The organism is Pseudomonas sp. BN417 (assembly GCF_029871205.1).
Classification (GTDB): domain Bacteria; phylum Pseudomonadota; class Gammaproteobacteria; order Pseudomonadales; family Pseudomonadaceae; genus Metapseudomonas.
In genome coordinates, this window is sequence record NZ_SSOJ01000023.1 from 18,567 (window position 1) to 27,551 (window position 8,985).

General features: G+C 66.7%; 7 protein-coding genes. 6 read left to right on the forward strand and 1 reads right to left on the reverse strand.

Annotated features, from left to right (window positions below):
- Positions 1-34: 34 nt before the first annotated feature.
- The 4 genes from E8F11_RS01445 to E8F11_RS01460 all read left to right on the forward strand — a co-directional run bounded on the left by E8F11_RS01445 (position 35) and on the right by E8F11_RS01460 (position 5,690).
- A complete protein-coding gene (locus tag E8F11_RS01445) occupies positions 35-1,948 on the forward strand; it encodes a sensor histidine kinase (RefSeq protein ID WP_280287024.1) in 1,914 nt (637 codons plus the stop codon).
- Positions 1,945-3,267, forward strand: coding sequence for a sigma-54 dependent transcriptional regulator (locus E8F11_RS01450; RefSeq protein WP_280287025.1), 1,323 nt, complete (start codon positions 1,945-1,947; stop codon positions 3,265-3,267). Before E8F11_RS01445 ends, E8F11_RS01450 begins: the two co-directional genes overlap by 4 nt.
- 210 nt (positions 3,268-3,477) lie before the next feature.
- A complete protein-coding gene (locus E8F11_RS01455) occupies positions 3,478-4,770 on the forward strand; it encodes an MFS transporter (protein WP_280287026.1) in 1,293 nt (430 codons plus the stop codon).
- Complete coding sequence (locus E8F11_RS01460) at positions 4,767-5,690, forward strand: aldo/keto reductase (RefSeq protein ID WP_280287027.1); 924 nt, start codon at positions 4,767-4,769, stop codon at positions 5,688-5,690. The genes E8F11_RS01455 and E8F11_RS01460 overlap by 4 nt, the downstream gene beginning before the upstream one ends.
- Positions 5,691-5,929: 239 nt before the next feature.
- Here the strand turns inward: E8F11_RS01460 and E8F11_RS01465 are convergent, their stop codons facing one another.
- Entirely contained in the window at positions 5,930-6,679 is a 750-nt protein-coding gene (locus E8F11_RS01465) for a 3-oxoacyl-ACP reductase family protein (protein ID WP_280287028.1), read from the reverse strand.
- A 119-nt stretch (positions 6,680-6,798) separates the two neighbouring features.
- On the opposite strand from E8F11_RS01465, the gene E8F11_RS01470 reads away from it, so the two are divergent.
- Together E8F11_RS01470 and E8F11_RS01475 are read left to right on the forward strand one after the other, a co-directional pair.
- The gene (locus E8F11_RS01470; protein ID WP_280287029.1) at positions 6,799-7,731 is read left to right on the forward strand and encodes a LysR family transcriptional regulator; all 933 of its coding nucleotides are present in this window, start codon (positions 6,799-6,801) and stop codon (positions 7,729-7,731) included.
- A 288-nt stretch (positions 7,732-8,019) separates the two neighbouring features.
- Positions 8,020-8,985: IS110 family transposase (locus E8F11_RS01475; protein WP_280287030.1), on the forward strand; the 966-nt coding region annotated here is incomplete at its 3' end.

The following is an 8,985-nucleotide window of genomic DNA, read 5'->3' on the forward strand; positions in this document are numbered from 1 at the left end:
CCGAGCGGCGACTGGCAAGGCCCGGACCACTATGATGCAATGCCCTACCGCCAGCCTCCGCGCCGTACCGCCCGCATTGACCGTGAAACCGCGCCTGCTCCGCCACCTGCTGCTGTTCCTGCTGCTGCTCCTGTGCATGCTGGGGTTCGGCTATGTCGGCTATCACCTCAGCGAAGAATCGGGCATCCGCGACCTGCGCGATAACGGCGAGCGCCAGCTGGAGCTCCACGCCCGCGCCGTCGAAAGCGAGATCAACCGCTACACCTACCTGCCCAGCCTGCTGGAGCTGGAAGACAGCGTCAGCCACCTGCTGCTGCACCCCACGCCCTACCGGCGCAACCTGGTCAACGACTACCTCGAAGGGCTCAACCGTCGCAGCGAGGCCCGCGCCATCTACCTGCTGGACACCAGCGGCCGGGTGCTGGCCACCAGCAACTGGCGCGACTCGGACAGCTACCTGGGTGAAGACCTGTCCTTCCGCGCCTATTTCCAGGAGGCGGTGCAGGGCCGGCCGGGCCGCTTCTACGGCATCGGCAGCACCACCGGCGAAGCCGGCTACTACCTGTCCCACGGCCTGCGCTACCAGGGCCGGATCATCGGCGTGGCGGTGGTCAAGGTGAAGCTGGAAGCCCTCCAGGAGCGCTGGGAGAAGGCCCGCCTGCAGGCCTTCGTCAGCGACGAGAACGGCATCATCATCCTCTCCAGCGACCCGGCCCTGCGCATGAAGGCCGTGCGCCCCTTGAGCGCCGAAGACAAGGAGCGCCTGGCCCGCAGCCTGCAGTATTACTGGTGGGCCCTGAACGAATGGGAGCCGCGCTCCCGCGAGGTGCTGGGCGAAGGCCTGGAGGCCATCAGCTTCGCCGCCAGCGGGCCCGCGGGCGCGACCGAAGGCGAAGTCGCCTACCTCGCGCAGACCCGCGCCCTCAACGACACCCCCTGGCACTTCACCCTGTTCTCGCCGCTGGCCGACCTGCGCCACGAGGCGGTGATCCAGGGCATGCTCGCCGCGGTCGGCTTCGCCCTGCTGGCCTTCCTGCTGATCGCCTGGAACGAGCGGCGCAAGGTCATCGCCACCCGCCTTGCCGCCCGCGAGGCGCTGCTAGCCGCCAATAACGAACTGGAACGCAGGATCGCCGAGCGCACCCAGGACCTGCGTGCCAGCAACAGCCGCCTGCTGGCGGAAATCCGCGAGCGCAAGCAGACCGAAGACAACCTGCGCAAGGCCCAGGACGGCCTGGTGCAGGCCGGCAAGCTGGCGGTGATCGGGCAGATGTCCACCAGCATCGCCCACGAACTCAACCAGCCCCTGGCCGCCCTGCGCACCCTCTCCGGCAACACCGTGCGCTTCCTGCAGCGTGGAGCCCTGGACACCGCGAGCACCAACCTCGCGGCGATCAACGAACTGGTCGACCGCATGGGCCGCATCACCGCCAGCCTGCGCGCCTTCGCCCGGCGCTCCGACGACCACGGCCAGGCCAGCCTGGGCAAGGCGGTGGACGCCGCCCTGTTCCTCCTGCACACCCGCCTGGAACGCACGCCGCTGACCCTGCACCGGGACTTCGCCGAGGCCCTGCTGGCCATCGACCAGACCCGCCTGGAGCAGATCCTGGTCAACCTCATCGCCAACGCCCTCGACGCCATGAGCGGCCAGGCCGACTGCCAGCTCTGGTTCAGTGGCGAGGCTGACGGCGACAAGTACCGCCTGCAGGTGCGCGACAACGGCCCGGGCATCGACCCGGCCAACCGCGTGCACCTGTTCGAGCCCTTCTTCACCACCAAGCCCGGCGAACACGGCCTGGGCCTTGGCCTGACCCTCTCCGCCAGCCTCGCCACCGCCGCCGGCGGCAGCCTGGCGGCGCACCACCCGGAAAGCGGCGGCACGGCGTTCGAGCTCTGCCTGCCACGCCTGGAAAGCCCCGAAGAATCCCCCGCGAGCCCTGCCCCATGACCGAGCCGCTCAGCGTCCTGATAGTCGAGGACGACCCCCACGTGCTGCTGGGTTGCCAGCAGGCCCTGGACCTGGAAGACATCCCCAGCATCGGCGTCGGCAGCGCCGAGGAAGCCCTGCAGAAAGTGGGCGAGGATTTCGCCGGCATCGTCGTCAGCGACATTCGCCTACCCGGCATGGACGGCCTGACCCTGCTGGAACGCCTCAAGGCCCGCGACCGCTCCCTGCCGGTGGTGCTGATCACCGGCCACGGCGACATTTCCATGGCCGTGCAGGCCATGCGCGACGGCGCCTACGACTTCATGGAGAAACCCTTCTCCCCCGAACGCCTGGTGGACGTGGCCCGCCGCGCGCTCGAACAGCGCGCCCTCGCCCGCGAGGTGTCGAACCTGCGCCGCCAACTGACCGGCCGCCAGTCCCTGGAGAAGCGCATCATTGGCCGTTCGCCGGCCATCCAGGCCCTGCGCGAGCTGATCGCCAACGTCGCCGACACCTCGGCCAACGTGCTGATCGAAGGCGAGACCGGCACCGGCAAGGAACTGGTCGCCCGCTGCCTGCACGACTACAGCCGGCGCCAGTCGAAACAGTTCGTCGCACTCAATTGCGGCGGCCTGCCGGAGAACCTGTTCGACAGCGAAATCTTCGGCCACGAGGCCCACGCCTTCACCGGCGCCGGCAAGCGCCGCATCGGCAAGATCGAGCATGCCCACCAGGGCACCCTGTTCCTCGATGAGATCGAGAGCATGCCGATCAACCTGCAGATCAAGTTCCTCCGTGTGCTGCAGGAGCAGACCCTGGAGCGCCTGGGCTCCAACCAGACGATCCCGGTGGATTGCCGCGTCATCGCCGCCACCAAGTTCGACCTGGACGAGGAAGGCCGCGCCGGTCGATTCCGCAGCGACCTCTACTACCGCCTGAACGTGGTCACCCTGGAACTGCCGCCACTGCGCGACCGCCGGGAAGACATCCTGCTGCTGTTCGAGCACTTCCTGCAGCAGTCCACCCTGCGCTTCGACCGCGCCGCCCCCGAGCTGGACAACGCCACGGTCTCCGCCCTGATGGCCCACGACTGGCCGGGCAACGTGCGCGAACTGCGCAACGTCGCCGAACGCGTCGCCCTCGGCCTGCCGGTGTTCAAGAAGAGCGGCCAGACCCCGGACGGCAACGAACCGCGCTTCGCCGAAGCCGTGGAGGCCTTCGAAAAAAGCCTGCTCGGCGCCGCCCTGGAACGCCACGGCGGCAACCTCAGCCAGGCCAGCGTGGCGCTGGGGATGGCCAAGACCACCCTGTTCGACAAGGTGAAGAAGTACGGGCTCTGATCGGGCCCCGTACCCTGTGGGGGCGAATTCATTCGCTATGGGCAGCGCAGCTGCCCCACTAAACCCCGAGCGGCAGACCTGCGGCCTGCTCAGCGATTGAAATCGCCCCCACAAAAAAAGCGCGCCCCCCAATACCCTGCAACACCTGCCCCCACCCTCCTCCGCCCCCATGGTCTAAAACCACCAGACCACCTCACACGAACCACCGCCATGCCCCTGCTCCACCGCGCCATCCATGCCAGGGCCGGTGAACTGGCCCCCGCCCTCGCCGCCTTCGCCCTGCTGCTATGCCTGTTCGGCGGCTACTTGATGCTGCGGCCGGTGCGCGAGACCATGGGCATCGCCGGCGGCGTGGAGAATCTGCAGTGGCTGTTCAGCTCCACCTTCGTTGTCATGCTGCTGGCTATTCCGGCCTATGGCTGGTTGAACGCGCGGGTGCCGCGCAAACAGTTCCTCGACTGGGTCTACCTGTTCTTCGCCAGCAACCTGCTGGGCTTCGCCTGGCTGCTGTGGCGTATCCCCGATCCGCTCTGGGCGGCACGGGCCTTCTATGTCTGGCTTTCGGTCTACAACCTGTTCGTGGTGTCGCTGGCCTGGAGCCTGCTGGCCGATGTCTTTGACCGCCGCCAGGCCAAGCGGCTGCTCCCCTTCATCGCCGCCGGGGCCAGCCTGGGCGGTTTGCTCGGCCCGCTGTTGGGCGGCCTGCTGGTGGGCCGCCTCGGCACCGCCGGCTTGCTGGTTCTGGCGGCCCTGCTCCTGTTGCCGACGCTACCGCTGCGGCGCTACCTGATGGCCTGGCGCGGCAAGGGCGGCGCCGGGCGCATCGGGGTGGAGACCGAACCGCCGGAGCGGCCGGTGCCCGGCAACCCCTTCGCCGGCATCAGCCTGGTACTGGGCTCGCCCTACCTGCTGGGCATCTGCGCCTTCGTCCTGCTGCTGTCCTGCACCAGCACCTTCCTTTACTTCGAGCAGGCGCGGCTGGTGGCGGCGCTGTTCCCCGACGGCCAGCAGCAGATCCGCGTGTTCAGCCTGATCGACTTCGTCGTGCAGGCGCTGTCCCTGCTCTGCCAGCTGTTCATCGCCGGCCGGGTGGCCCAGCGCTTCGGGGTCGGCGCCTTGCTTGGCGTGGTGCCGCTGCTGGTGGCGCTGGGCTTCCTGCTGCTGGCGCTGCTGCCGCAGTTCGCCGTGCTGGCCGGAGTGATGGTGCTGCGCCGGGTGGGCGAATACGCCTTCGTCCGGCCGGGGCGGGAAATGCTCTTCGTGCCGCTCGGCGCCCAGGAGAAATACCGGGCGAAGAACTTCATCGATACCGTGGTCTACCGCGGTGGCGATGCCATCAGCGCCTGGCTCAAGGCCCTGCTCGACGGCATCGGCCTCGGCGCCGCCCTGGTGGCCCTGGGGGGTGCGGCCGTCGCCCTGGCCTGGAGCCTGCTGGGCTGGCGCCTTGGTTCGCGCCACGAACGGACCGCCCCATCCGCAACCTCACAGGAGGTCGAACCATGAGAACCGGCATCACCCGCGCCGAATTCCTCCGCCTGGGTGCAGGCGCTGCGTTTTACGCCATGAGCCCCTTCAGCCTGGGCGCCGACATGGGTCAGCAACCGCTGCGCCGCCGCGCCATTCCCACCAGCGGCGAACAGTTGCCGGTGATCGGCGTCGGCACCTACCGGGGCTTCGACATCTCCTCTGCAGACGGTGCGGCCTGGGCCGACTGCCGCAAGGTGCTGGAAACGCTGTTCGCCGCCGGCGGCTCGGTAATCGACAGCTCGCCCATGTACGGCCAGGCAGAAGAAGCGGTCGGCGGCCTGCTCAATGAACTCCAGGGGCATGAGCGTGCGTTCGTCGCCACCAAGGTCTGGACCCAGGGCCGCCAGCAGGGCGTGGAACAGATGCAGGACTCCATGCGCCTGTTGCAGCGCCAGCGCATCGACCTGATGCAGGTGCACAACCTGGTGGACTGGCAGGAACACCTGGTGACGCTGCGGCAATGGAAGGAGGAAGGCCGTATCCGCTACCTGGGCGTCACCCACTACACCTCCAGCGCCTACGACCAGTTGGAGAAAGTGCTGAGCGCAGAAAAGCTGGATTTCCTGCAGATCAACTACTCCCTCAATGACCGCGAGGCCGAGCAGCGCATCCTGCCCCTGGCGCAGGAGCGTGGCGTGGCCGTGCTCATCAACCGCCCCTTCGGCGGCGGCAATCTGCTGCGCAATTTCTTGAAGCAACCCGTGCCGCAATGGGCCGGCGAATACAACTGCACGAGCTGGCCGCAACTCCTGCTCAAGTTCTGCCTCAGCCACCCGGCGGTGACCTGCGTGATCCCCGGGACGGGCAACCCCCGCCACATGCTGGACAACCTCCAGGCCGGGCGGGGGAAAGACGCGGACCAGGCGTTTCGCGAGCGCCTGATCCAGTCGGTATGACGTTCCGCTTCTCGTAGGGTGGATGTCGCTTTTTATATCCACCAGCGGGGCCAAGCTCGGCACCGATGGTGGATCGATAAAGCGTGATCCACCCTACGCACAACCGGCACCTCCGCGATGGGTATCGCACAGCTCGCGGAACGCCGCCCGATCCATCCTACGAACCGCTTGCCCCGTAGGATGTGGTGGAGCGCAGCGATACCCATCAACGGCCTGTACGACGAACTCATCGGGCTCTATCAGGCCGAGAAACCACCATCGATCATCAGGTTCGCACCGGTGATGTATCCCGCTTCCGGGCCGGCCAGGTAGGCCACGAAGCTGGCGATTTCCTCGGCCTGGCCGTAGCGCGGCAGGGCCATCAGCTGCTTCAGGGAGGTGGCGAAGTCGCCCTGGTCGGGATTCATGTCGGTGTCCACCGGGCCGGGCTGCACGTTGTTGACCGTGATGCCGCGCGGCCCCAGGTCGCGGGCCAGGCCCTTGGTGAAACCGACCACCGCCGCCTTGCTCATGGCGTATACCGAGCCACCGGCGAAGGGCATGCGCTCGGCGTTGGTGCTGCCGATGGTGATGATACGGCCGCCCTCGCCCATTACGCGGGCCGCTTCCTGGCTGGCGATCACCACGCTGCGCACGTTGACCGCCAGGGTGCGGTCGAGGTCTTCGATGCTGAAGTCCTCGATCGGCGCCACCGCCAGCACGCCGGCGTTGTTCACCAGGATGTCGAGGCGGCCGAAGACTTCCACCGTCTGGCGGATGGCACCGCGGATGGCCTGCTCGTCGCTGCTGTCGGCCTTGATGGCGATGGCACGGCCGCCGGCCGCTTCGATCGCCTGGACCACTTCATTGGCACCAGCGGCCGAGCTGACGTAGGTCAGGACGACAGCGGCGCCCTCCTTTGCCAGGCGCTTGGCGGTGGCGGCGCCGATGCCGCGGGAACCGCCCTGAATGAATGCGACCTTGCCTTCAAGCGTCTTGGACATGCTCATGTGGGTTCTCCTGGATCTGGGGGTGAGGTTGGATACGGCCCCAGTATTGAGCACCCATTCGCAACCGATAAGCTGGCAATCACTATATTCAGTCGATACCAATGGTTTATGGAGACCCCATGGAAACCCTCAGCAGCATCGAGTGCTTCGTCCGTGCCGCCGAAGCCGGCAGCTTCGCCGAAGCCGCGCGGCGCCTGGGCCTGACCCCGGCCGCCGTGGGCAAGAACGTGGCGCGGCTGGAGTCGAACCTCGGTGTGCGGCTATTCCTGCGCAGCACCCGCCGGCTGACCCTGACCGAGGCCGGCGAACGTTTCCTCGCGGAAGTGAGCGGCGGCCTGGCGAGCATCCAGGGCGCGGTGGCGAATCTTGCCAGCAGCCAGGGCCAGCCGGCCGGCACCCTCAAGGTGAGCATGGGCATGGCCTTCGGCCGGGACTACATCTTGCCGCACCTGGCCGACTTCCTCGCCCGCTACCCTGCAATAGTCCCGGACTGGCACTTCGATAACCGCCCGGTGGACCTGGTCGGCGAAGGCTTCGACGCGGCCATCGGTGGTGGATTCGAACTGCCGCAAGGGGTGATCGCCCGCCAGCTGGCGCCGGCCCACCGGGTGCTGCTGGCCTCCCGCAACTACCTGGACAACCACGCGGCCATCGAATCCCCGGCGGACCTGGCGAAGCACGACGGCATTCTCATCCGTTCGCCGCAGACCGGCCGCGTGCGCGCCTGGCCCCTGCGCACCCGCGACGACCGCCAGGCCGCCTTCGAGCTGAAGCTGCGCATGGCCATGAGCGACCCGGAGGCGGCCTGCCATGCGGCCATGCAGGGACTGGGCGTTACTTTGGTGAGCACGGTGCACGCCCTGCCCTACCTCAAGTTAGGCACCCTGGAGCGGGTGCTGCCGGAGTGGTACGTGGACACCGGCAGCCTGTCCCTCTATTTCAGCGCGCAGAAGTTGCTGCCAGCCAAGACACGCGTGTTCGTCGACTTCATCGTCGAGCGCTTCCGCCAGCAGAAGCTGGCGGATCAATTCAATGCCAATTGGCGTCCCTGAATCGAAGCACGGCCGTGTGATCGCCCCGTAGTAGCCCCGTAGGATGGGTGGAGCTTGCGATACCCATCAGCGATGGTCGATGGGTATCGCTTCGCTCCTCCCATCCTTGTATCTCTCCAGGGCAATGAGGTTAGCTACCTCACTGCCCAGGGCCGGGAAAGCCGTTCCCATCCTGAGAGCTCGACTCTGTTTCGTAGATTGTGCTCCCGGCCCTCTTCTCCAACTCCTGAATGGTATCCAAGCCCCTCCACCGGAGTGAGGCTGCATGAACAAGGCAAGGATCGAGAGATGGCGGTTATTGGAATCGATGTCAGCAAGCAAAAGCTCGACTGTCTGTGGTTACGCGACCCGGACAGTCTGAAGGTCAAGACCAAGGTATTTACCAATCAAGTAGACGGCTTTGCCGCCTTGATCGAGTGGTGCTGCACCCACAGTGGCGTTGCCGCCGGGGAACTGAAGGTGTTCCTTGAGGCCACCGGGGTCTACCACGAATCCTTGGCGTATTACCTGCACGACCGTGGCGTTCAGGTCTTCGTCCTGAACCCGGCGCAAGTCCGCGAATATGCGCGCAGCCTGGGTATTCGCGGTAAGACGGACAAGCAGGACAGCCTGGTGCTCGCCCGTTTTGGCGCGACCCAAAAGGCCCGACGCTGGTTGCCGGAGGCGCGGGAGATCCGCGAGCTGAAAGCGATGATCGTGCGGTATGAGGCGTTGCAGGAGGACCTCCAGCGCGAACTGAACCGGCGGGAAAAAGCCGAGGTCAGTCAGGCCAGCCTCAGCGTAGTGGCCTCCATCGATACGATGCTCAGTGCCCTGCGTCAGGAGGCCGAACGCCTGAAGCAGGAGATCGACGACCACATCGACCGGCACGACCAGCTCAAACGCAACCGGGAGCTGCTGCGGAGCATCCAGGGCATCGGGGATGTCCTTTCCCGCCACCTGCTGGCGTTTCTGCACAGCCGCGACTTTGGCTGTGCCCGACAATGCGCGGCCTATGCGGGCCTGGTTCCACGCCCCTGGGACTCGGGGACGTCGGTAAAAGGCAAACCACGCTTGACCAAAGCGGGGCAGCCTCGGCTGCGGGCCAAGCTCTACATGGGGGCCATTGTGGCCAAACAGCACAATCCCACGGTCAAAGCGCTTTACCAGCGTCTGCTGGCACGCGGGAAAGCCAAGATGAGCGCCCTGGGCGCGGCCATGCGCAAGCTGCTGCAGATTGCCTATGGTGTGCTCAAGACGCAGACACCCTATCAG